19 protein-coding genes are annotated in these 23,061 nt (G+C 54.5%); all 19 read left to right on the forward strand.

The window, feature by feature from the left end; all coding sequences use genetic code 11:
* The 19 genes from tssM to GA0061071_RS13845 all read left to right on the forward strand — a co-directional run bounded on the left by tssM (position 1) and on the right by GA0061071_RS13845 (position 23,011).
* A complete protein-coding gene (gene tssM / locus GA0061071_RS13755) occupies positions 1-3,612 on the forward strand; it encodes a type VI secretion system membrane subunit TssM (protein ID WP_061496518.1) in 3,612 nt (1,203 codons plus the stop codon).
* Between the two features lie 17 nt (positions 3,613-3,629).
* Positions 3,630-4,340, forward strand: coding sequence for a type VI secretion system-associated protein TagF (gene tagF / locus GA0061071_RS13760; RefSeq protein WP_061496516.1), 711 nt, complete (start codon positions 3,630-3,632; stop codon positions 4,338-4,340).
* A gap of 11 nt (positions 4,341-4,351) precedes the next feature.
* Positions 4,352-5,365: a type VI secretion system protein TssA gene (gene tssA, locus GA0061071_RS13765; protein WP_061496515.1), complete on the forward strand. Its 1,014-nt coding sequence runs from the start codon at positions 4,352-4,354 to the stop codon at positions 5,363-5,365.
* A 74-nt stretch (positions 5,366-5,439) separates the two neighbouring features.
* On the forward strand, positions 5,440-5,964 hold the full coding sequence (tssB, locus tag GA0061071_RS13770) for a type VI secretion system contractile sheath small subunit (RefSeq protein WP_061496513.1): 525 nt from the start codon (positions 5,440-5,442) through the stop codon (positions 5,962-5,964).
* A 3-nt stretch (positions 5,965-5,967) separates the two neighbouring features.
* Positions 5,968-7,470: a type VI secretion system contractile sheath large subunit gene (gene tssC / locus GA0061071_RS13775; protein WP_061496511.1), complete on the forward strand. Its 1,503-nt coding sequence runs from the start codon at positions 5,968-5,970 to the stop codon at positions 7,468-7,470.
* A 67-nt stretch (positions 7,471-7,537) separates the two neighbouring features.
* Positions 7,538-7,966, forward strand: coding sequence for a Rap1a/Tai family immunity protein (locus GA0061071_RS13780; protein ID WP_061496509.1), 429 nt, complete (start codon positions 7,538-7,540; stop codon positions 7,964-7,966).
* Positions 7,967-8,237: 271 nt separating this feature from the next.
* A complete protein-coding gene (locus tag GA0061071_RS13785) occupies positions 8,238-8,720 on the forward strand; it encodes an Hcp family type VI secretion system effector (protein ID WP_061496507.1) in 483 nt (160 codons plus the stop codon).
* Positions 8,721-8,769: 49 nt separating this feature from the next.
* Complete coding sequence (locus tag GA0061071_RS13790; protein ID WP_061496506.1) at positions 8,770-9,225, forward strand: DUF5675 family protein; 456 nt, start codon at positions 8,770-8,772, stop codon at positions 9,223-9,225.
* 4 nt (positions 9,226-9,229) lie between these two features.
* Positions 9,230-9,901: a hypothetical protein gene (locus GA0061071_RS13795; protein ID WP_088237909.1), complete on the forward strand. Its 672-nt coding sequence runs from the start codon at positions 9,230-9,232 to the stop codon at positions 9,899-9,901.
* A gap of 51 nt (positions 9,902-9,952) precedes the next feature.
* A complete protein-coding gene (locus GA0061071_RS13800) occupies positions 9,953-10,783 on the forward strand; it encodes a lysozyme inhibitor LprI family protein (protein WP_088237908.1) in 831 nt (276 codons plus the stop codon).
* A gap of 146 nt (positions 10,784-10,929) precedes the next feature.
* Positions 10,930-12,774: a type VI secretion system-associated FHA domain protein TagH gene (gene tagH, locus GA0061071_RS13805; RefSeq protein ID WP_088237907.1), complete on the forward strand. Its 1,845-nt coding sequence runs from the start codon at positions 10,930-10,932 to the stop codon at positions 12,772-12,774.
* Positions 12,771-13,565 (forward strand): PP2C family protein-serine/threonine phosphatase, encoded by a 795-nt coding sequence (locus tag GA0061071_RS13810; RefSeq protein WP_061496498.1) that lies wholly within the window; start codon positions 12,771-12,773, stop codon positions 13,563-13,565. The genes tagH and GA0061071_RS13810 overlap by 4 nt, the downstream gene beginning before the upstream one ends.
* A gap of 20 nt (positions 13,566-13,585) precedes the next feature.
* Positions 13,586-14,569, forward strand: coding sequence for a hypothetical protein (locus GA0061071_RS13815; RefSeq protein WP_061496496.1), 984 nt, complete (start codon positions 13,586-13,588; stop codon positions 14,567-14,569).
* Positions 14,570-14,579: 10 nt separating this feature from the next.
* Positions 14,580-15,392 (forward strand): type VI secretion system accessory protein TagJ, encoded by an 813-nt coding sequence (locus GA0061071_RS13820; protein WP_088237906.1) that lies wholly within the window; start codon positions 14,580-14,582, stop codon positions 15,390-15,392.
* Positions 15,385-15,954: a type VI secretion system baseplate subunit TssE gene (gene tssE / locus GA0061071_RS13825; protein ID WP_061496492.1), complete on the forward strand. Its 570-nt coding sequence runs from the start codon at positions 15,385-15,387 to the stop codon at positions 15,952-15,954. Before GA0061071_RS13820 ends, tssE begins: the two co-directional genes overlap by 8 nt.
* A 2-nt stretch (positions 15,955-15,956) precedes the next feature.
* On the forward strand, positions 15,957-17,828 hold the full coding sequence (tssF, locus tag GA0061071_RS13830) for a type VI secretion system baseplate subunit TssF (protein ID WP_061496491.1): 1,872 nt from the start codon (positions 15,957-15,959) through the stop codon (positions 17,826-17,828).
* On the forward strand, positions 17,825-18,868 hold the full coding sequence (tssG, locus tag GA0061071_RS13835) for a type VI secretion system baseplate subunit TssG (protein ID WP_088237905.1): 1,044 nt from the start codon (positions 17,825-17,827) through the stop codon (positions 18,866-18,868). The genes tssF and tssG overlap by 4 nt, the downstream gene beginning before the upstream one ends.
* A gap of 43 nt (positions 18,869-18,911) precedes the next feature.
* The gene (gene tssH, locus GA0061071_RS13840) at positions 18,912-21,527 is read left to right on the forward strand and encodes a type VI secretion system ATPase TssH (RefSeq protein WP_088237904.1); all 2,616 of its coding nucleotides are present in this window, start codon (positions 18,912-18,914) and stop codon (positions 21,525-21,527) included.
* 26 nt (positions 21,528-21,553) lie between these two features.
* A complete protein-coding gene (locus tag GA0061071_RS13845; RefSeq protein WP_088237903.1) occupies positions 21,554-23,011 on the forward strand; it encodes a serine/threonine protein kinase in 1,458 nt (485 codons plus the stop codon).
* Positions 23,012-23,061: the final 50 nt, after the last annotated feature.

Below are 23,061 nucleotides of genomic sequence, written 5' to 3' on the forward strand. Positions count from 1 at the left end.
ATGAATATGTTGCTTTCATTGCTGACTAACCGCATTTTGTGGGGTTTCCTTGGCGTAACCGGGCTGGCTGCCGTCATCTGGATGATTGGCCCGCTGCTCTCCGTTGTGGATTCCCGACCGCTGGAGTCAGAGCAAAACCGCATGATTACCATTGCGGTGATGTACCTGATTTGGGTGCACAGCCATATTGTGCCGCGTTTGTACAACGCATGGCTCAACCGCAAGCTGATGGACAACCTGAAAAGTGAAGAGGCGAAAGATCCCACCGAGCGCAAACGCCTGACTAACGAAGATCAGGTGCTGAATGAGCGTTTCGAAGAAGCGGCTCAGGTGCTGAAAAAAGCCCACTTTAACCAGCCGGGGCAACGCGGGCTGTGGACTCAACGCTTCAGTACGCAATATCTCTATCAACTGCCGTGGTACGTCATTATCGGCGCGCCGGGTTCAGGTAAAACCACGGCGTTGGTTAACTCCGGTTTACAGTTCCCGCTGGCGGATCGTTTCGGTAAAACCGCGCTTCGTGGTATCGGTGGTACGCGCAACTGTGACTGGTGGTTTACCAATGAAGCCGTGTTGCTTGATACCGCAGGGCGTTATACCACCCAGGAGAGTGAGCAGGCGCAGGACGCAGGTGAATGGCTCAGGTTTTTGGGGTTGCTGCAAAAATATCGCCGTCGCCAGCCAATTAATGGTGTCATTGTCACCATCAGCATCGCCGACCTGTTGACGCAGTCGGCAGAAGCTTCCCGCGAGCAGGCGCTGAATTTGCGCCAGCGTCTGACCGAGCTACATGAACAACTGGGTATTCGCTTCCCGGTATATGTGCTGGTCACTAAGGCCGACTTGTTAAAAGGTTTCCGTGCCTATTTTGCTGGTTTTGATAAAGCGCAACGCGACCAAATCTGGGGCTTCACTTTCCCTTGGGAGAAAGCAAAGCTGGCGGATTTTGATCTGCAAGGGAGTTTTATTCAGGAATTCGCCCTGCTGCAGCAGCGTCTTGATGCTGCATTGCCCGATACGCTGTTACGTGAAAGCGATGCACAGGCGCGTGCGGAATGTTTTCTGTTCCCGCAGGAGTTTGCCGCTCTGCGTCCATTGCTGTCTGATTATCTGAACGCTATTTTCGCCCGTTCCAATTTTGAGACCGAATTCTCGCCGCGCGGTATCTACTTTGCCAGCGGAACACAGGAAGGTCTGCCATTTGACCGGGTCATGGGTGAACTGAACCGCGCGCTGTCACTGCCGCAGGGTAAATCCGGCGATAACTGGGATTCAGTCAGCAAAGATGAGCCGGTGCCTGGCGGAAAAGGGCAGAGTTTCTTTATCAAGCACCTGCTGCAAAATGTGATTTTTCAGGAAGCGGGAATTGCCGGGCAAAATCGCTGGTGGGAGTTGCGCAGTCGTGCCGTCATCTGGTCCGGTTATGCAGCCTTGCTGGCGCTGCTGATTATTATCAGCGTGCTGTGGTTTACCAGTTACGGCAACAACCGGGATTATCTTGATGAAGTTCAGGCGAAAGTCCCGGCGCTGGATCAGCAAATCAAGGCGTTGCGTAATCGTCAGCAGGGCGATCTGTTTGCGTTGTTACCATTGCTCAATGGTCTGTCTGAACTACCGCAAAGTGAAGCCTTTGATATCAATAACCCACCCGTCACCCGCCGTATGGGGCTGTATCGCGGTAATGATGTCGCTGATGCCTCGCAAACGCTCTACCAGAAAGCCTTACAGCAGATGTTGCTGCCGGAAGTGGCGATGCGCATTACCACCTGGCTACGCAACGATAACGGTAGCGATGTGGAATACAGCTATGAAGCGTTGAAAGCGTACCAGATGCTGTATCAGCCGAAGCATTATGACGGCAAGTTCCTGCTCTCCTGGGTGATGCTTAATCTGCAGCGCAACTTGCCGCAAAACGTTACCAACGCACAGATTAATCAGCTTGAATGGCATCTGCGACAATTGCTGGAGCCGCAAATTCAATCGTCGCCTTATGCCAAAGATGACGCGCTGATCGCCCGTGAACAGGCGATGATTAACCAGCAGCCGTTGTCAACGCGCGTTTATGGCCGTCTGAAACGTCTGCTGGAGCGTGACGACAACCTTAAACCGGTATCGCTGGCAACGTTGGGTGGCCCGCAAAGTGAACTGGTTTTCTCACGTAAAAGCGGTAAACCAGTCGGTGAGGGGATGCCTGGTCTCTATACGCCGGATGGCTACTGGAATGTTTTTAATGCGCAGATCGTCCCGGTCACCACCGCATTACATGAGGACGATGCCTGGGTACTGGGTTCCACCACGCAGCCGGAAGATAAGCAGCAGACCGATAATGCCGTCCGACAGCTGTATGCCCGCGACTTCATCACATTGTGGGATGGCTTCTTAAGCGATATTCAGCTTAACAACAGCGCTGACCTGAACCAGCGAATTAATACTGCGCGCCTGCTCTCTGGTAATAACTCACCGCTGCGCCGTCTGGTGATGAACCTGAGCCAGATGCTCAAACTTACGCGTGAAGAATCTGACGACAGTAAGGACAAAGCACAAGAGAGTGGTAACCGCGGTACGCAGATGCTCGAAACTTTGTTCAGTAATCACGACGGTGCAACTGCGGTGACCAACGCTGCGGCAAGTCAAACGCCAGAACAGCGGGTGACGGAGCACTTCGCGCCGATCATCGAACTGGCGCAGCCGCTGGAAAAAGGCGGCAAAACCATTGTCTTTGATGATTTTCTGAAACAGGTGGATGAGTTGTATCGCTATCTTACTGCCGTCCAGGATGCCGCCAATAGCGGTATGCCACCGCCTGGCGGTGAAGCCATCAGCCGGTTACAAGCCAGCGCTGGACGTTTGCCGGGGGGACTGCAAACCATGTTCAGTAATATGGCGGTTGGTGCGAGCAGCGATACCCAACGTCGGGATCTGGAAAATGTGCGTAAGCGCATTAGCGTCGAAGTTGGCAGTTTCTGCCGTCAGGCGATTGCCGGGCGCTATCCGTTGGTACGTTCCGCCAGTACAGACGTCACGCCCGACGATTTGGCACGCATGTTTGCACCAGGTACCGGGCTCATGGATGTGTTCTTCCGCGACAACCTGACAAATAAAGTCGATACCACGCAGTCCAGTTGGCGCTTTATGCCGGGTATTGATGGCAAAACCCTGCCAGGTAGCGAAGGGGTGCTGGTGCCGTTCCAGCAGGCGCAATCTATCCGCGATGCTTTCTTTGCCAACGGTAGCGCGACTCCGTCATTCCGTACTACGGTACGAACAGTGCGAATGGATAACACTATCCTTACTATGACGCTGGATGTCGATGGTCAGATCTTGCGTTACAGCCACGGTCCGCAGGCAGTTCAGGTCGTGAGCTGGCCTGGTACTGGCGGAACCAATCAGGTGCGTATGCAATTAGGCCTGACCAACGGCACTACCGCGACGCTGGTCACGAATGGGGCCTGGGCATTGAATCGCTTCTTTGATAAAGCGCGCGTCAGCCCTGGCAGTAGCAGCCTTAGCCGCCAGGCAACATTTACGGTTGACGGGCATCAGGTCACGCTGGAGTTTGCGCCGAACAGTATCCGCAACCCGTTCCAGCTTCCTCGCTTCGCATGTCCTTGAACTGCAAAGGAACGCCAATGACTACGACTTCTGCAATTAGCTGGTATGGAAAACTGCCCAGTGCGGGCGATTTTTTACAGCGTCGTTTTCCGGACGCGCTGCAGCGTCAGTGGTCCCACTGGTTTCAGGTGGGGCTAATGACCTGGCAAAAAGAGGAACAACGCGCAAGCGACAGGCAGTTCGGTAATGCACCGATCTGGAATTTCGTTGTGCCGCCGATGCTGGGAGGCCAGCAGGTACAAATGGGCTGTTTATTACCAGGACGCGACAGCGTCGGGCGGCAGTATCCGGTTTGTGCGCTGATGGCGATTAACCCACTGGAGTGGTCGCCGCGTCATCTGGCGCAGGCGGGTGACTGGTATCAGCAACTTGGGCGGACCTTATTGCATGCCGTACGCAATGGTTACTCCCCGGAGCAGCTTGATCAGGCGTTGTTGTCGATCCCCCCAGTGCAGTTGGTGGAGCCGGAATCACGCTCGGAAATTCTGGACGTGATTGGTTACGAAGGCGATGGCGAAACGTCCATTGGTTGGCGACAAGCCGCTGAGTGTTTTGATCCGCTGCGCCAGATCAGTTTTTGGTGGACCAATCGCAGTGACGGTTACCCGCTTTACACCCATGTGCATAGCGGCAATTTTACCGGCCAGTTGTTTACGCTGTTGTTTGATCCGGCTGGGGGTGCAAGGCCTGGACGCCACGGTCTTTACCCCCCCATGTTTGAAGAATAAGCAGGTTGCGGATGACGATTGAATCTTTACTTACTCCGGTCAGTCCGGAGCAGCCTTGTGGTGAAAACCTGGAATACGACGCCGACTTTCTGGCAATGGAACAAGCCAGTCAGGGAAAGGCCGAGCAACAGTTTGGTAGCACAATCATTCCGGCTGAACCGGCAGACTGGAACCGCGTTGAGAAACTGGCCACCAGCCTGTTGGAGCGGACAAAAGATATCCGGGTGATGTTGGCGCTAACCCATGCATGGACCCGGCGTCGCGGTCTGGAGGGGTATGCCGACGGGCTGATGCTGCTGGGCCAGGCACTGGCGCTATACTGGGATCATTTGTGGCCCTCGCTGAATGATGGCGGCGAATTTGACCCGTTCTACCGAATTAACGCGCTGGCGGCGCTGAGTGACAAATCGGACCTTACCGCCACATTGCGACAGGCCACTTTGCTGCGCAGTAATGGTGATGAGCTGAACGTGCGTGATGCGCAGGCGTTGTTGGACGGAAGCAAAACCGAATGTGCGGGCTATCCGGGCGGCCGGGTGCGTCTGATTGATGAGCTAACGCGTGGCGGTCAACCGGGCATTGAAGCTATCGGGCAAATCGAAGGGCGTTTGCAAACGATCCGTTCATGGCTTCTGGAACAACTTGGCGAAAGCGGGGTGCCGGAAATGGAGCAATTACTGAAAACCGTCGGGATCATTGCTGGCGTTAGCCGTGCCCCCCATAGCGACGCATTACAAGAAACGCAGGAACAACCGGCGCAAACACAGAGTGAGCCGCGCCCTGTTGCCACTCCACTGCCCGCGATGGCGGACTGGCGTAGTGCGCAAGTGACTACGCGGGCGGATGCGCAACTGATGCTGGAAAAAGTGAAGCAGTATTTCACCCAGCATGAGCCGAGTCACCCCGCGCCGTTAATGATTGACCGCGTGCAGCGGTTAATCGAACTGGATTTTATGGAGATTATTCGCGATCTGGCGCCCGATGGCGTGAATCAATTGCAAAACATCTTTGGGCGTCAGGACTGACGCGTACCGCGTTATGACCGCAGGCGTGTCGCCTGCCGTCTAACCTTCACCGCGCATATTCGATGGAGAACATCATGGCAATAAGTAACAGTGGTCAGAAATTTATCGCACGTAACCGTGCGCCGCGCGTACAGATTGAGTACGACGTGGAAGTCTACGGCGCGGAGCGCAAAATCCAGCTTCCGTTTGTAATGGGCGTTATGGCGGACCTGGTCGGTAAGCCGGTGGAAAACTTACCCTCTATCGAGGATCGTAAATTCCTCGAAATCGACGTCGACAACTTCGATGAGCGTATGAAAGCGCTGAAACCGCGTGTGGCGTTTAATGTAGACAACACCCTGACCGGCGAAGGTCGCCTGAATGTGGATCTGACCTTCGACAGCATGGACGATTTCCTGCCGGACGCCGTCGCCCGCAAAGTCGAACCCCTGAACAAACTGCTGGAAGCCCGTACTCAACTTTCCAACCTGCTAACCTATATGGATGGTAAAAACGGTGCGGAAGAGTTGATCGCCAAAGTGTTGCAGGATCCAACACTGCTGAAATCTCTCAGCCAGTTACCCAATAGTGACGAAGCCGCGCAAGGTAAAGAGGAGTAAACCATGAGCAATCCTTCTCAACTGCAAGAACAACAGCAGGGCGCGCAGGCTTTTAGCCAGGATGAATTTAGCGCGTTGTTGAGTAAAGAGTTCCGTCCGAAAACGGACCAGGCGCGCTCCGCAGTCGAAAGCGCGGTGAAAACCCTGGCCCAGCAGGCACTGGAAAACACCGTTACGTTTTCCAACGACACCTACCGTACCATTCAGAATCTGATTGCCGGTATTGATGAAAAACTGTCGCAGCAGATTAACCAGATCATTCACCACGAAGAGTTCCAGAAACTGGAAAGCGCCTGGCGTGGGCTGAACCACCTGGTGAACAACACTGAAACCGATGAGATGCTGAAAATCCGCTTTATGAGCATCTCCAAGCAGGAACTGGGGCGCAACCTGAAGCGCTTTAAAGGTGTCGGCTGGGATCAGAGCCCGCTGTTCAAGAAAATCTATGAAGAAGAGTACGGCCAGTTCGGTGGTGAACCGTTTGGCTGCCTGGTAGGCGACTATTACTTTGACCACAGTCCGCAGGATGTGGAACTGCTTGGCGAAATGGCGCGCATCGGCGCGGCGGCACACTGTCCGTTTATTACCGGTACAGCGCCAAGCGTCATGCAAATGGAGTCCTGGCAAGAGCTGGCGAACCCGCGCGATCTGACCAAAATATTCCAGAACACCGAATACGCTGCCTGGCGTTCGTTGCGTGAATCAGAAGATGCGCGCTACCTCGGTCTGGTTATGCCGCGCTTCCTGTCGCGTCTGCCGTACGGTATTCGCACCAATCCGGTGGACAGCTTCGACTTTGAAGAAGAAACCGATGGTGCAAACCACAATAACTATTCATGGGCTAACGCCGCCTATGCGATGGCAACCAACATCAACCGCTCTTTCAAAGAGTACGGTTGGTGCACCTCGATCCGCGGTGTGGAATCAGGTGGTGCGGTGGAAAACCTGCCGTGTCATACCTTCCCGAGCGATGATGGTGGCGTGGACATGAAGTGTCCAACCGAGATTGCTATCAGCGACCGTCGCGAAGCAGAACTGGCGAAAAACGGCTTTATGCCGTTGATCCATCGCAAAAACTCCGACTTTGCTGCCTTTATCGGTGCACAGTCGTTGCAGAAACCGATGGAATATCATGATGCCGATGCGACGGCTAACGCGCGGTTGGCTTCGCGTTTGCCGTATCTGTTCGCTTGCTGCCGTTTTGCGCACTACCTGAAGTGCATCGTGCGCGACAAAATTGGTTCTTTCCGTGAGCGCGACGAAATGGAGCGCTGGCTGAACGACTGGGTGATGAACTACGTCGACGGTGATCCGGCGAACTCATCTCAGGAAACCAAAGCCCGCAAACCGCTGGCAGCAGCAGAAGTGCAGGTGCAGGAGATCGAAGATAACCCGGGCTACTATGCTGCTAAGTTCTTCCTGCGCCCGCATTATCAACTGGAAGGCCTGACAGTTTCTCTGCGTCTGGTATCTAAACTGCCGTCGCTGAAAACCAAGGAAGCGTAAGTAAAACAGGCCGTAAGCCATGATTGTTTACGGCCTAAAGGATTTTGTCAGGGATCGAGGACAGGGAATGAAAATTCATACAGTGATAGCAAGCAGTCTGCTGATTTTATCGGCGATGACCAGCGCGCAGACTCAATATTATGAATATCCCAGAAGCGAATCGTTGCCGGAAGATGATAGCTCGGTTTTCCCACGAGATCCTGCACTGCTTACCCATCAGGATCTTCATATGAGTGGAGAACGCTTTTTCACTGCGTGGACATCCAGAACCAACGAGCGTGAACGCATCAAAGCGGATCTCTATCTGTTAGGAGTACTGGATACCACGGAAGGAAAAGCCTGGTGCGGTTATAACCGACTAAAAGCGATTTCGATACACGAAGTGGTTTATTCGTATTTTACTGCGCAGCCGGCTGCGCGTTTACAGCATGAACGCGCCACCACGCTTATTCTTGAAGCAATGACTCAAAACGGTAAATGCAATAAAAGAAAATAATCGCGAAACAGATGATACGTCAGAATTATCTGATTTCAGAATTGCGCCATTTTCTTTAATAAAGTGCGGATACATTTAGCTACACACAGAATTGATGAATTATTCCTCTCATGTCGAGGGAATGAGTATTTCTGAATGGATATATCATCTATTCGGGAATAATAGAGGCAGAGGTAAAATATGGACGGTTTTATTCGGCCCCATGCTTACCCGTTTGCCATATAAGCGCTTTTTCGAAAGCAATATTTATCATTAACGAAGAGTAAATATTATGGCTATTGATATGTTTCTGAAGGTCGATGGAGTTACGGGTGAATCGAAAGACTCTAACCACACCGGCTGGACTGATATCACATCTTTTTCTTGGGGTGCATCACAACCTGGAAATATGAGCGTTGGCGGTGGCGGCGGTGCCGGTAAAGTCAATTTCAACGACCTGCATGTTAACGCACTCATTGATAAATCGACTACCGCTATCCTGAAACACTGCGCTAGCGGTAAACACCTGAGCAAAGTTGAACTGTCTGTTTGCAAAGCAGGCGGTCAACAGGTTGAATATGCACGCATTACTCTGGAAGATGTGCTGGTCACATCTGTTCAGTACACCGGCGCAGACAATGGCGACACCGTGGGTGTTACCTACGCATTCCAGGCTGCGAAAGTGAAACAGCAGTACTGGGAGCAGTCTTCTTCCGGCGGTAAAGGTGCAGAAACCACCGCAGGCTGGAACATCAAGGAAAACAAAGAGGCGTAAGCGCTCATGGCGATCCCGCAAGGGATCGCTACTCTTTTCGGGATTGGGTATGGCTAATTATCTTATTTCTGTAAAACGCCTCTGGGAGACCAACAATTCTACCATTTCGACATACGAAATATCCGGAAGCACAATCAAAGGTTATTTTCTTGAGCGCCCCGGCCCTGATACCACGGTTTCGGGTCAGCTAAAACGTATACCTGAAGGCTCTTATCGCCTCAAATGGCATAACTCGAATATCTCATCCGTACAGGCTCACAATCCTGTGCCACTTCTTTACAACGCCGATGTGCCGCAATCTCGTTACATCCTTATCCACAACGGTAACTATCCCTATAACACCGAGGGATGTTTGTTAATCGGCGGCTCGAAGGGTACAGATTTTGTTGGTGGCAGCGTGCCGAAACTGACTGAGTTAAAAACATTTCTCACGGAGCACGGGATTGAAAACTTTACGCTGATGATCACTTCCTGCTATGTCACCTGCAACAACCAGAACGGTTAGGGTTATGTTAAAACGAATCATTATGCTGATGTTGTGCGTGCTTTGCGGCCTGCCTGCCATAGCGTCTCAGACGCTGAAAAATGGCGTGTTGCAGGCGTATTGGTTGCCGGTGTGGAATAACGAGGGGACGAAGAGCACCGCCGAGTTAAAGTACCGTTACTTTGTACTCAATACTTCCGGCAAGATCGATAAAGTGATCAATGTGACCTTTGCTGATAACGACGCCATCATCAACCGTGCGTTTTCGCATTTACCTCCTTCATTTCTGAAATATTCGGAAGGGCACGCAGAGCAGGCGGGTCAGTTAATCATCGAAGGATTGAAGGTGCAACCGGAGTGCGATCGTTCTCTCTACAGCGCAAAAGGCGTGACGTTCACTCCGATTGCCGGGCAACTTTCCGTGGCGAAAAATCTTGAGTTATCGGCAGGGTGTGAAGCGTATCCGTGGGCTGTGACTTATACACTGAAAGCGGGCCTCGAGGGCCAACATTTCAAGCAGCAACCCGAGGCAACGGCAAAAGATTTACAGCCTGTTCCTCCGGAGCAACCGCTGATTAAAATTGAGACTATTGACAGTAATTGGATCCGCGCTGCTGTGGTCGACCAAAGTAAAAACGATCTTATCGGTGAACCACAGGGTTACCTGCGTTTAGACACGTTACAGCCGATCAATTAAGGTACTGCGTTACGCCTGAAGACAATTGACAGCCGAGGAAAAGTAATAAAAATGCCCGGATGCACAGACACACTTAGACAGCACTACACACAGCTTTTCACTGTAGCCGCGCTTTTCGCAGCGGCAAACGCCGTTGCAGCGACACCAGGAGAAGGGATTAGCGGACAATGGCGCATTATTAGTGTCAATACCGATCAGCGTGCCATGACCTATCCCGCTACCAAATATAACGACCCACGACTGGTGGGGCGAGTTCTCAACTTCGGCCAGGATGCCATTCGTGGTGATGTGGATGGCGGTATTGACTGCCAGCAACCGACCTACAACTCCCAGCCAGAGATGACGCTGAATGCCGTCATTCAACAAACGTCCGGGGAGCATAATGATGCACCGGTTACCCCAGTGGCGGAGGATTACGAGTTAAATATTCCCGGTGATCAAAAAATTACGCCGCAGCTGGTCAGCTGTAAGCAGGGCCATCTGGGGCCGGACGGCGTGGTGATGAAAAACTGGGTTGCGTTGATCGCCGCTGACAGGTTGATCACAAACTGGTCAGAAAATGGTTATTTAATGTTGCAACGGGTAAAACCCGGCGAAAAAACCGCGCCGAGTTTTTCATGTAACGCTAAGCTAAGCACCGTTGAAAAAACCATTTGTGACAGTGATGAACTCTCTGCCTGGGATCGCAGTGTTACTGATGCATACCAGACCTGGCAGTCGGAACAGGAAGAGATCCAGCCGGCAGATAAGGCGGTAATGGACAAAATGAAATCAGAGCAGCGGGCCTGGCTGGCAAAACGTAATCAGTGCCAGAGTGATGCGGTCTGCATCACGAAAGCCATGCGTGAGCGCGTCTCTGAGATCATGAGCAAGGTCTATTAGCAGCCCTATAAAACAAGGACAGGTTTTGACCTGGCGCATCCGTGCCAGGTTACACCGCCACCGTAAATACTTGTTGTTGTCAAACGCAGCCGCTTTGACAAAAAACGGCGCCGTTTGAGTGCACATAACTCCAGCAGGAATACGCGATGCGATTCACTATTATTACCAGTAAGCCCGGTCATCAGCCGCCGCAAAGCCGCTGTGACTTTTATCCTCCGGGCGGCACCATTGGCCGCGGCACTGATAACAACCTGGTGTTGCCGGACAATGACCGCTCAATCTCACGTCTGCAAGCGATCGTCCATATTGCCGGAAACGGCGAGTGCCGTATTACCAACCGTGGTAACGTAACCCGCGTAGTGCTGAATGATATTCCGTTGGAGCGCGGACGCCAGGTTGAGCTTCAGGATGGCGATATTCTTGGCATTGATGACTATCGTATTGAAGTCACCGATCTTATCCAGGATACGCAACCGGTGAGCCGTATGGCCGCCAGCATGCAAGCGGAAATGTTCCCGCCGCCGGTTCAGACAGCGAAGCCCGCACCAGCCCGTGCACCGACGGCTGCGCGTGGTACTTCGTCGGAAAATGCGCCAGCATCAGTACCGACAGAGATCTGGGACAGCCTGATGCAGGAGTTCTCCATCTCCGACAGCATCTCCAGCAGCCGTACCAAGCCGCAAGAGCCGCAGAATCTTAACCCGTTTGCGGCACCAAAAGAGCCGGAACGCAACCCGGAAGATCCGCTCTCATTACTGAATAACAACGAACCGCTGGTCACACCAAAATCGCTGGCTTCCGACCAGTTATTCAATGACGAGCCGTTGTTTAAAAATGACAGTATTTTCAATGACGCCACGCCGTCTGCGCTGGTCCCTCCGGTTGAACATACGTCAAAACCGCAAGCCGCCGATCAGGATGAACTGGATCCGTTGGCACTGTTCGGTGGGGGCAGCAGCAGTGCCCCGCAAGCACGTAGTGACGATCCGTTGGGCTTACTGAGTGGCGCGGCACCGTTAGCCAGCGTGGACGATATTGCGCCGATAAAACCGACACCCTCAGAGCCGCCCGCACCGCGCGCGATCATTACTGAGCCGGCTATCAGTGAGACCCCGGCAAACCCGCAACCGATCATTACCGATCTGAGCGCTGGCGATCTCACCGGCACGCCACTCTTCGCTGACGATGAGCCCGTTGTTGCAACGGAAGAGAACACCGAACCGCAGGACTATGCGGGGATCACGTTGCCGACGCCGCAGGCAGTGCAGCGTAGTGCTGCACAAACGCCAAGAGGACGCTTGCGTATTGATCCGGTTCAAAGCTATGCCGCGCAAAGTACGCCGTCGACCAGCAGCAGCGGTGATAGTGGCGATGTACTGAAAGGCGAATTGCTGGATGCCTTGCTCGAAGGGATGGGGCTCAGTGATATGCAACCGATCCCGCAGTTCGATAAAGAAAATATGCGCCAGTTTGGTCAGATGCTGAGTATGTTTTCACAGGGCACCGTTGCGCTGTTATCTTCACGCTCCATCCTGAAACGCGGCGTGAAAGCGGACATGACGATGGTGCTGGATGATGCCAACAACCCGTTCAAACTGCTGCCATCCGGGAAAACGGTACTGATGCAGATGTTTGGTACGCGCATGCCGGGTTTTATGCCACCGAAAAAATCCGTTCGCGATGCGCTGATTGACCTGCAGGCGCACCAGCTAGGGATGATCTCCGGTATCCGCGCCATTATCGCGGCGATGCTGCAGTCGTTTAACCCGGAGCAACTCGAAGAAGATGCCAAACGTGACGGCGCGACAGCGCGGCTCGGTGTGTTATCGAACCGGAAAGCTGCGCTGTGGGACTACTTTGTGCGGACATACGCGCAAACCGCCGGTGAGATTGACGATGACTTCCACACGCTGTTTGGTGAAGCGTTCCTGCACGCTTACGACATGGAGGTCAACCAATACAAAGACTCACAAAGCGGATCGGAAGAATGAATATCAGCACCGCCTCAATATCCCGACAAGGCGAACGTGCCAGTAATCAGGATCAGACCGGCGAAACCATCGGTGAGCGCGCCGCGTGCTTTGTGGTCTGTGACGGTATCGCCGGCTTGCCCGGCGGTGACGTGGCGGCAGCGCTGGCGCGTAACGCAATCATCGCGCAGTTTGACGGTGATGCACACCTGAATGCTCAGTACATTCGTCGGTATGTGAACGACGCTAACCGCGCTATCCGCGAAGAGCAGAAAGCGGTGCAGGATTATCATCGAATGGGGACGACCCTGGTCAGTTTGTTTATCGACAGGGATTACAAGCTGGCCTACTGGGCGCACGCAGGCGACAGCCGTTTGTACCTGTTTCGCCGCGGCTGGTTGTACCATGTCACCACGGACCACAGTCTGGTGCAGCAAATGAAAGATGCGGGTCATCAGGTTGAAGGGATTAACGGTAACTTGCTTTACTTCGCGCTGGGTCTTGGCGAAGACGAGCGGGAACCCAGCTATAGCGATGTGGTGCCGATTGAAGATGGCGACGCCTTTCTACTGTGCACCGATGGCTTTTGGCACGGCGTGACGGAAGAACAGATGCAGCAATCCCTGCACATGGTTAATACGCCGGACGAATGGCTGACGTTAATGAATCAAATCCTGCTGAAAAACAGTGTCGGGGCGCAAACCCAGCAGGACAACTATAGCGCCGTAGCGGTGTGGATGGGCACGCCTCAAGAGACAACGTTGCTGCATTCGCTCTCTGAAGCCGCCCAGTTTTTCCCTCTTCGTGATTGATACAGCTTACAAGGACTTTTATGAAACTTTGGCTACCGGGTTTGGCGCTGCTCACTGTGTGTGCCAGCGTCCATGCAGAAAACTACCGCATCGTGCAATCGCCTTCGCAAAAACTGGATGTCTGGATCGACAACATCGCGGATAACACGCCCAAAAGCTGGTGCGCCCGTGAGCTGCCTCTGCGTATTGTCGCCAACGGTGATAAAAAAACCTCGGTGTTGAATAGCTTTTTACCGCGCGTGGGTTCGTTGCTGGAAAACCAGTGCGGCACCCTGACTCAGGTTCGCTGGAAACTGACCGATCCGCAGGGCGCGACACTCGCAGAAGGAACCGCAGATAAAGCGAAAGAGTGGGCTCCTGTTGTTACCTCTACCGGCTCGTCCACTTCTGCGGCTACCTCGACGGTGCTGACACCGCCGACCGGGCGTGCGGAAGATCTTTCTCCGCAGGCGAACCGTGCACCATGGCAGGAGTTCACCTTGCAGGATGGTTGCCATCTGCGTACCTTCTGGCAGGGAGACGCCAGCGCACCGGCGCTATTTATTCCGGCAAAAGAAGATGGCAAATGCGAGAAAGGCGGCTGGCTGAATGGCCGCAGTGAAGTCACGTCGCTTAGTGACGGTGTGGAAAAGAAAACCACCATGACCTTTGTGCATGGCTTCCCGGTGAGCGGGTTGAGTGAGAACGTCGACGCCGATCGCCTGCTGATCACCACCGTTAATAACGAGCGGATGGTCGTCAGTGAAGGTACGCTGGCACAGAGCTGGATGATTCTGCCCTATGTTCACGGTCTGAATGGCTGGAAGGCCAATGGCACCGTTGCAGTCGAAATCTCCCGCGATGTCGCCAGCGATGAAACCCGTCTGCGCGCGCGTCTTGAGGAAGTGCGTAAAGTCTGGACCCCGTGGTTTGAACCAGGCACTCGCCTGAATATCCTGCTGATTGATTCGTTGCACCCACAGTTACGCGACCCTGCGGTCGGGACCTACAAAACCCTGAACTAAAGGAGCGGTCATGAACACTCTGTTACACCAACTTGCGGGTGAATCACTGCACGAGAGTCTGGCTAAACTGGAAAGTCGCATCCGCACACAACCGGGCGATGCGGACTTACGCGCCGCGTTTGCGCAGTTGCTGTGTCTTGATGGCAACTGGCCTCGCGCACTGGCACAGTTAAAAAGTTGGGCGGCGCTGAAGCCGCAGGCTCAACCCACCGTTACCCTGCTGGAGCAGGCGATCAGCGGTGAACAACAGCGTACAGAGGTGATGGCGGGGCGTGTTCGTCCGGTGACGCCTGACCGTCAGTGGCCGTGGCTGGCATCGATGATATCGGCGCTGGAGGCGGAACCCGCTGAGGCTGGCACACTACGTGAAGCCGCACTGGAGGTAGCCGAAGCGAATCCTGGTCAACTGACCACTCAGGATGGGCAGACAATCGCCTTTGACTGGTTGATGGATGGCGATTGCCGTTTTGGCCCGGTATGTGAAGCTATCGTCAATGGGCGTTATTTCTGGTTACCGTTCAGCGCCATTTCTGCCATGCAGTTCCAGCCGCCCGCAAGCGTAACCGATCTGGTATGGCGGCATACACTGGTGCGTTTGCAGGACGGTAGCGAGCAGGTGTGCCAGATTCCCGTGCGCTATCCGCTGAGTCATGATGCCGAGGATCGCTTCAAACTCTCCCGCGTCACAGAGTGGCAGACTTTGCCAGGCGACCTGTCGCAGTATGTCGGATTCGGTCAGAAGGTATGGCTGAACGACAGCGCGGAGTTCTCTTTACTGGACCTCGCGACAATCAGTTTCAATGCGGAACCGATGCATGAGTAATTCTGCGCAAGATCATGACAGCGATCTGCTGCGCAGCGGTTGGCGCTCCCGTCGTGGCAAAGAGACGGTCGGCGCACGCGATAAGATGCAGCCCTCGTTGCTTGATCGCCTGACCGACGATGCGCCGGACAAAGTGCAGGAGCCGGTTAACAGCAATCTGGTTTCCCATGCTGCACTGCGCCGTCATGTGCTGCGCGATCTGCAATGGTTATTTAATACCATCAATAATGAAGCCCAGCAGGATCTCTCCGGTTTTGATGAAGTGCGCCGCTCGGTGGTGAATTTCGGTGTTTCGCCGTTGGCGGGCAAGCGTATGTCTGATATCGAATGGCAGGATATCCAGCGTAAGCTCACTGACGCGATTTTGCATTTTGAACCGCGTATTTTACCGCAGGGATTACAGGTGCGCTGTGTTTCTGATACCCAGTCACTGGATCTGCACAACGTCCTGACAATTGAAATCAAGGGCCGCCTGTGGTGCGTGCCTTATCCGCTGGAGTTTCTGTTCCGCACCGATGTGGACCTGGAAAACGGGCATTTCGAGTTGAAAGACGCGGGGTAACGATGGAAAGCAAATTACTCGAATACTACAACCGCGAGCTGGCCTGGCTGCGTGAGATGGGGCAAGAGTTTGCCGGGCGCTACCCGAAAGTGGCGGGGCGCCTTGGCATGCACGGCATGGATGTGGCCGATCCTTACGTCGAGCGTCTGATGGAAGGTTTTGCGTTCCTCACTTCGCGCGTGCAGCTTAAGATGGACGCGGAGTTTCCTCGCTTTTCTCAGCGTCTGTTGGAGATGATCGCACCCAATTATCTTGCGCCAACGCCCTCTATGGCGATTGCCGAGCTGCAACCGGACAGCGCAAAAGGGGATTTAAGCCACGGATTTGTGGTACCACGCGGCACCATGATGGACAGCCAGGTGATGAAAAAAAATGGCGTCACCTGTAGCTACACCACCGCGCATGATGTGACGCTACTGCCCCTGACCATCACTCAGGTTGAGCTGGGGGGCGTTCCCGCCGATCTGCCGCTGGCGCAGGTGGGATTGAGCCAGCGCGGCGCACAGAGCGCATTGCGCATTCGTCTGAGCTGTGATGGCCCGGTTAATCTTAGTCATCTGGATTTTGATCACCTTGAACTGTTCCTCAGCGGTCCGGATATGCAGGCGCTAAAACTGCTGGAACTGCTGATGGGCCATCAGGTTGGCATGCTATGTCAGGCGAATGGGCAAAAAACGCCGCCGCTCGTTCTGGCCGACGACGCCCTGCGTCAGGAGGGATTTAGTGCAAATCAGGCCCTGTTGCCGGACGATTTGCGTAATTTTGATGGCTATCGCTTGTTGCAGGAATATTTTGCCTTCCCGGCACGTTTTCTGTTTATCAGCCTGCACGGTTTGCGCCCGATGCTGGCGCAAAGTGGCGAAGCGAAATCCTTCGATATCATTATTCTGCTGGATAAAGCCGACGGGCAACTGGAGCGCGTGGTCGATAAAAACCATCTCGCGCTGCACTGTACGCCAGTGGTGAATCTGTTTCCGAAAATTGCTGAACGGCAGAAACTGAGCGACAACCTGCACGAATACCATCTGGTGGTGGATAACATTCGCCCACTGGATTATGAGATTTACGCGGTCACCAAAATTCATGCCAGCGTGGATGGGCAACGCGACGAGCAAACTTTTCGTCCGTTCTGGAGTAGCTGGAGTCAGGATAATGGCAATTATGGCGCTTATTTCTCGTTGCGCCGGGAACAACGCGCGCTTTCTGAGCATGCTCAGCGCTACGGTACGCGCACTGGTTATATCGGTTCCGAGGTATTTGCTTCTCTCGTCGATGAGCAACATGCGCCATGGCGTGAGGATTTACGCTATATCACCGCCGAAGTGCTCTGTACCAGCCGTGATCTGCCGCTGATGCTGCAACAGGAAATCGGCAATTTTGTCATGCCAGATTCCCTGCCAGTGAAATCCTTACAGTTACGCAAAGGTCCGACACCACCGCGTCCGGCACTGGCGGAAGGGTTGAGTACCTGGCGGTTGATCAGCCAGTTACAGATGAATTATCTCAGCCTGATGGATGGTGATGAGGGTGAAGGGGCGGCCGCGCTGCGCCAGCTCTTAGGGCTGTATACCCGGTTGGCGGAAGCGCCCGTCGCGCGCCAGATTGAAGGTGTACGCCACTGCGTGCTGGAACCGGTGCATCGCCGGGTCCCTGAGCCGGGGCCGATTGTTTTTGCCCGCGGTACTGGTATCACGCTGACTGTTGATGAGCAGGCATTTTCCGGTTTCAGCCCTTATCTGTTTGGTAGCGTGCTGGAGCGCGTATTCGCCAGACTGGTGGGAATGAACAGCTTCACCGAGTTTACGCTGAAAACTCAGCAGCGCGGTGAAATTGGCTACTGGCCGCCGCGGATGGGCAAGAGGGCGCTGATATGAGCGATACGCTTGCTGGTCCACCGGTCATCACCCGCGCAAATGCGCTGCCGGAGACCTTCTGGCAAAACGTGATGGCAACCCCGTGGCGTTACGATCTCTTTACCTTGTTGCGCCGTGTGGATGCACGGGGAGGGGAGCGCTATCCGTTGGGGCGTGCGCCGCTACCGCGATTTGAATCGCTGCGCATTGGACAGAAGCCGTCGCTGGGCTTTGCGCCATCTACGCTGGCGGGCGTCAGCAAACGCAAAGACTCGCCGCTGTACGACATCTCGATCTTAAGCTTTGGGTTGTTCGGCCCCAATGGGCCGTTGCCAGTACATCTGACAGAATATGCCAGCGAGCGTATTGATCATCACCAGGATGCCAGCCTGAGCGCCTTTGCCGATGTGTTTCATCACCGCCTGGCGCTGCTGTTTTACCGCGCCTGGGCTGATGCGCAGCCCACGGTGTCGCTCGACAGGCAAGACAATAAACGGTTTGAGCAGTATATCGCTTCGCTGGTGGGGATGGGGCAACCAGGACAACTGGAAAAAGGCAGCCTCAGTTCTCATGCCCGTTTTGCGCTGGCCGGGCATTTGACCCGTAATGGACGCGATCCGGAAGGGCTGGAGAAGATCCTGCGCAGCTATTTTAATGTGCCGGTGAGGATTGTTGAAAACGTCCCTCAGTGGATGCCGCTCAGCGAACGCGAGCGCGCGCGTTTACAGGGGGGGCGACATGCGCCACGTCTGGGACAGTCGGCATTTCTTGGGGAAGCCGTACGCGATGTGTGCCATAAATTTCGCATCGAAATTGGTCCTTTACCTGTCGATACCTATCGTCGGTTTTTGCCGGGTGAACAGTATGTCACCGCGTTACGTGACTGGGTGCGCCAGTATCTGGGCATTGAGTATCAGTGGGCGGTGAAAGTGATTTTGCGCAGCGAAGATGTTGCTGGCGCAGCGCTGGGCGGCTCAGGCCGCCTGGGGTACAGCGCCTGGCTGGGAGCACAACCGCAGCCAGAAGCGCGTGGAGATTTGGTTTTCAGCCCGGAGGGGTAACCCTTCCTGTTTTTAATCTGACGTACAACTAACGGATGAACTCATGTCAGAAATCAGCCGCGCCGTTTTGTTCGGCAAACTCGATACGCTGTTATTTACCTCGCTGGAAAGCGCCACCGCGTTTTGCAAACTGCGTGGCAACCCTTATGTAGAGCTGGTTCACTGGTTGCATCAATTGATGCAGCAATCCGGCGGCGATCTGCAACAGGCTATCCGCCACTTCTCGCTGGATGAGCAAGCATTAACCCGTGATATCGTCGCGGCGCTGGACAAATTGCCACGCGGCGCCAGTTCAGTCTCTGATTTGTCTGAACATATTGATACCGCTGTGGAGCGCGCATGGGTTTACGGTTCTCTGAAGTTCGGTGTTAACCGCATTCGCGGCGGGCATCTGCTGGCAGGTATCCTGAAAACCTGGAGCCTGGCGACGGTATTGAAAGGCATCTCCCCGCAGTTTGAACGCATCAGCGCCGACGCTTTACTGGATAATTTCGACAGCATCTTTGCCGACAGCAAAGAGACGCAGCAGTCGGTTGCGGCGCTGGATGACAGCAGCGCGGCGGTACCGCAGCAGCAGGGTACGCTGGCACAGTATGGTCAGGATCTGACCGCGCGGGCGCGTGACGGAAAAATTGACCCGGTGGTCGGGCGTGACGAAGAGATCCGCCAGATGGTGGATATTCTGATGCGTCGCCGCCAGAATAACCCGCTGCTGACCGGTGAAGCCGGGGTGGGTAAAACTGCCGTGGTGGAAGGCCTTGCGTTGCGGATTGCCGCAGGGGATGTGCCGGAACCACTGACCAATGTGCAGCTCTGGTTGCTGGATATCGGCATGTTACAGGCCGGTGCTGGCATGAAAGGTGAATTTGAAGCCCGCCTGCAATCGCTGATCAACGAAGTTCAGTCCAGCCCGACGCCAATTATTCTGTTTATCGATGAGATCCATACACTGATTGGTGCAGGTGGCCAACAAGGGACGGGCGATGCCGCAAACCTGCTGAAACCGGCGCTGGCGCGTGGTCAGTTGCGTACCATCGGTGCAACCACCTGGGCGGAATACAAAAAATACATTGAGAAAGATCCGGCGCTGACTCGCCGTTTCCAAACTGTACAGGTCGCCGAGCCTGATGAAGAGAAAGCCGTGCTGATGTTGCGCAGCACCGTGTCGGCGCTGGAGAAACACCATCGCGTATTGCTGCTGGATGAGGCCGTCGTCGCCGCGGTGAAATTGTCGCACCGTTATATTCCGGCACGTCAGTTACCGGACAAAGCCGTGGCGCTGCTGGATACGGCCTGTGCGCGTGTCGCGGTGAGCCAAAGTTCACCGCCGCCGCAACTGGAAGATTGCCTGCACCGTATGGCTGCGCTGGAGGTGGAAATTGACATCGCCACCCGTGAAGCCAAAATGGCGGCGGGTGACAGTGGTCGCGTAGTGGGTCTGCAATCCGATCTCGACAAACTTAGCGAACAGCGTGATGAATTGACCCGGCGCTGGGAACAGGAACAGGCGCTGGTGGATGCGATCATCGACCTGCGTGCGCAACTACATACTGCGCAGGAAGAGGAACTGGCCGGGTTGCGTGAAACGTTGGCGCAACAGCAGAGTACATTACGAGCCTTGCAGGGCGATGCGCCGTTGCTGTTTACGTCGGTGGATGCCAACGTGGTGGCGGCTGTCGTCTCCGACTGGACCGGTATTCCTCTGGGCCGAATGGTGAAAAACGAAATTGACGCGGTGCTGAAACTGGCGGACACCCTGAACGAACGCGTGATAGGTCAGCGTCATGGTCTGGAACTGATTGCCAAACGGGTGCGTACCTCGCGCGCACGTCTTGACGATCCGAACAAGCCGGTCGGTGTGTTTATGCTGTGCGGCCCGTCTGGTGTGGGTAAAACCGAAACCGCGCTGGCGCTGGCGGAATCGCTCTACGGTGGTGAGCAAAACGTTATCACCATCAATATGAGTGAGTTCCAGGAAGCGCACACGGTGTCGACACTGAAAGGTGCACCTCCGGGATATGTGGGCTATGGTGAGGGCGGCGTTTTAACGGAAGCCGTGCGTCGTCGCCCCTACAGCGTGGTATTGCTGGATGAAATCGAAAAAGCGCATCCTGACGTACATGAAATTTTCTTCCAGGTCTTCGATAAAGGCTGGATGGAAGACGGTGAAGGGCGTCATATCGACTTCCGCAATACCATTATTATTCTGACTTCCAACGTGGGGACGGAACTGATTACTGCGATGTGCGCCGATCCGGATTTGATGCCGGAACCGGATGCGTTGCGCGATGCGTTGCGCCCGCCGTTGCTGCAGGTGTTCCCGCCTGCACTGCTTGGTCGTTTACTGGTGGTGCCGTACTTCCCGCTCAGCGATGAGATGCTGGCGATGATTGTCCGGCTGCAACTGAAGCGTATTCAACGGCGCCTGCAAGAGAACCACGGCATTGTGTCGGAAGTTGACGACAGCGTGGTGGAACAGATTGTTCAGCGCTGTACCGAAGTTGAATCCGGCGGCCGAATGGTGGACGCCATCCTTACCAATACACTGCTGCCGTTAATGAGCCAGCTATTACTCGACGCCAGCGCCCGCGACGAGCAATATAAGCGCTTACGTGTAACGTTCGAGCAGGGTGAGTTTCACTGTCAGTTTGCGGCGTAAAGCCATTATCAAGAGAGTTTTCCAATATGACGGATCACGATAACAACCGGAGTGTACCGAATGCGCTGCCGCCGGGATATCGCTTCAATGAGTTCGAAATTAAAGAAGTGATCGGCGGCGGTGGTTTTGGCATCGTCTATCGCGCCTGGGATCACCAGCTTGAGCGAACCATCGCGATTAAAGAATTTATGCCTTCTTCGCTGGCCGTACGTAACGATGACATGACGCTGGTGTTACGCAGTGAACGCTTCAGCAAAGCGTTTACCGCCGGGTTAAACAGCTTTATTCAGGAAGCGCGTTTGCTGGCGCGTTTTAATCACCCGAATCTTCTGCATGTACTGCGTTTTTGGGTGCAAAACGATACCGCCTACATGGGGACGGTGTTTTACAGTGGCACCACCCTCTCACGTCTGCGTGAGAAAAATCCCGCTCTGCTGAACGAAGCCTGGATCCGCCGCATGCTGCCGATGCTGCTGGGGGCGATCAAAACGATTCATGACGAAGGCTACCTGCACCGTGATATCTCGCTGGACAATATCCAGATTCAGGAGAATGGCTTACCGGTGCTGCTGGACTTTGGCTCTGCACGCCGCAGCATTGGCTCCATCTCTGATGAAACCGAAACTATGCTGCGTCCGGGTTATGCGCCCATCGAACAGTACACCGATGATAATGAAAGTGAGCAGGGGCCGTGGACCGATATTTATGCGTTAGGCGCGGTACTGCACACGCTGATTATTGGTTCACCGCCGCCGGTTAGTGTGGTGCGCAGTATTCAGGACACCTATATGCCGCTGACCCAGCGCAATCTGCCGGGGTATTCACCCTCATTATTGCAGGCAGTTGATCGCGCGCTGGCGTTGAAAATGGAAGACCGTCCGCAAACGGTGGATGAGTTTGCCGCGCTGATTGAGATGCCGGTTGCCGGTCTTGATGATGTGCTGAGCGTGAAACAACCGGGCACCATGCTGGTACCGGTTGAAGAGACGGAAGAGAAACCGGCGGTTCTCGACTGGCGACGTTATAAAGTGCCTGGCCTGGTTGCTGCTGGTGTTGTGGTGGGGCTGGTGGCGGGCGGCATGCTGTTTAGCGGTGGATCGTCCAATGACAGTGCCGCAGTGCAAACAGCCAGCACGCAGAACGACGCTTCCGTGACACAACCTGCGCACCAGACGGCACCGGAAAACAGTGCCAGTTCACAGACTTCAGCGACGCCTGCACAATCTCAGCCCTCCACGCAGAGCGCTACGCCTGTGGCGACCCAAGGTGCGGTGGCGCAAATCTTTGTGCGCATGAACGAAGGCGAAAAACTGACACTCAACGGCGAATCTCAGTCCGTAACGCCTGCAACCAATGGCTTTGCCTCGCTGAAACTGCAACCAGGTCATTACGAACTGGTATTGCAGGGCAACGGTCAAACCCGTAGCCAGTCCTTCAATATTGCCAAAGCCGGCACCTGGTTGATTAATCCGCAACCGAAATAGTCATTGCCTGTCGGGCACTATCCTGCCCGGTCATGCATGGGGGAGAATAC

This window comes from Kosakonia oryzendophytica (assembly GCF_900094925.1).
GTDB lineage: Bacteria > Pseudomonadota > Gammaproteobacteria > Enterobacterales > Enterobacteriaceae > Kosakonia > Kosakonia oryzendophytica.